This is a genomic window from Nocardiopsis sp. TNDT3 (genome assembly GCF_003427465.1).
GTDB classification, from domain to species: domain Bacteria; phylum Actinomycetota; class Actinomycetes; order Streptosporangiales; family Streptosporangiaceae; genus Nocardiopsis; species Nocardiopsis dassonvillei.
Genome location: NZ_QPFC01001224.1, coordinates 1 through 1,509, shown reverse-complemented (window position 1 = coordinate 1,509; position 1,509 = coordinate 1). Strand labels below are relative to the sequence as shown.

1 protein-coding gene is annotated in these 1,509 nt (G+C 76.7%); it reads right to left on the bottom strand.

Going from position 1 to position 1,509, the window contains the following annotated elements:
* Positions 1 to 20 precede the first annotated feature (20 nt).
* The coding region (cobT, locus tag DQW06_RS26170) for a nicotinate-nucleotide--dimethylbenzimidazole phosphoribosyltransferase (RefSeq protein WP_117199498.1) at positions 21 to 1,509 on the bottom strand (1,489 nt) is incomplete at its 5' end.

The window sequence follows — 1,509 nt, the reverse complement described above, 5'->3', positions numbered from 1 at the left end:
GGACGGTGGGGCGCCCCAGGTCAGGGGGCGGTGGAGACGCCCGCGTCGTCGAAGGTGGCGACGTCGTGCAGGACACGCGCCGCGCTCTGGAGCAGCGGCAGTGCCAGCAGCGCTCCGGAGCCCTCGCCCAGGCGCATCTCCAGGTCGACCAGGGGGCGCAGGCCCAGGTGCTCCAGGGCCAGGCTGTGCCCGGGCTCGCTGGAGCGGTGCCCGGCGAAGCAGGCGCTGAGGGCCTCCGGGGAGATCGCGGCGGCGGCCAGGGCGGCCGATCCGGCGATGACCCCGTCCAGCAGCACCGGGACGCGCAGGGCCGCGCCGCCGAGCACGAACCCCGCCAGGGCGGCGTGCTCCAGGCCGCCCAGGGCGGCCAGGGTGCCGATGGGGTCGGCCGGGTCGACGGGGTGCTCGGCCAGGGCACGGCGCACCACGTCGACCTTGTGGGCGTACACGGCGTCGTCCACACCGGTGCCCCGTCCCGTGGCGTGCGCGGGGTCGGCTCCGGTGAAGGCGCACACCAGGGCGGCGGCCGGGGTGGTGTTGGCGATGCCCATGTCGCCGGTGACCAGGCAGCGGTTGCCCGCGGAGACCAGGTCGCGGGCGACCTCGATGCCGCACTCCAGGGCCTGGAGGGTCTGCTCGCGGGTGAGCGCTGGCCCCTGGGTGAGGTCGGCGGTGCCGCGCGCGACCTTGCGGGCCAGCAGGCCGGGGGCACGGGGCAGGTCCGCGGCCACGCCGACGTCCACGACGGTGACCTCGGCGCCGACCTGGGCGGCGAAGGCGTTGACGACGGCGCCGCCCTCCAGGAAGTTGTGCACCATCTGGGCGGTGACCTCCTGGGGCCAGTGGGTCACCCCCTGGGCGTGCACGCCGTGGTCGCCCGCGAACACGGCGACGGCGGCCGGGTCGGGGATCGGCGGCGGGCACTGCCCGGAGATCCCGGCCAGCTGGACCGAGACCTCCTCCAGGAAGCCGAGGGAGCCGGGCGGCTTGGTCATCCGGTCCTGGCGGTCCCTGGCCTCCTCCATCGCGCGGGTGTCCAGCGCTCCGACGGCGGTGATGGTCTCCTCCAGCAGGCTCGTGGGTTCCCGGCCGGGCAGGCCGCGGCGGCCGTAGCGGTCGTGGTGCACCGCCCAGGACAGGGGGCGCTCCCTGGCCCAGCCGGAGAGGCTGAGCTCGGACTCGGCGGGGAACTCCTCCACGTAGCCGACGCACAGGTAGGCGGCCACGTCCAGGTGGGCGGGGAGTTCGAGGGCGCGGGCGACGTCGCGCTCGTCGACGAAGGTGAGCCAGCCGACGCCCAGCCCCTCGGCGCGCGCGGCGATCCAGAGGTTCTCCACGGCGAGCGCCGCGGCGTGGTCGGCGCTCAGGGGGCGGGCGTGGCGGCCCCGGGCGTGCCGTCCTCCCCGTGTGGGGTCGACGGTGACGGCGATGTTGAGGGGCGCGTCGAGGACCGCCTCGGCCTTGAGTCCGGCGAAGGCGCGGGCGCGGACGCCCGGCGGTGCGTGGGCG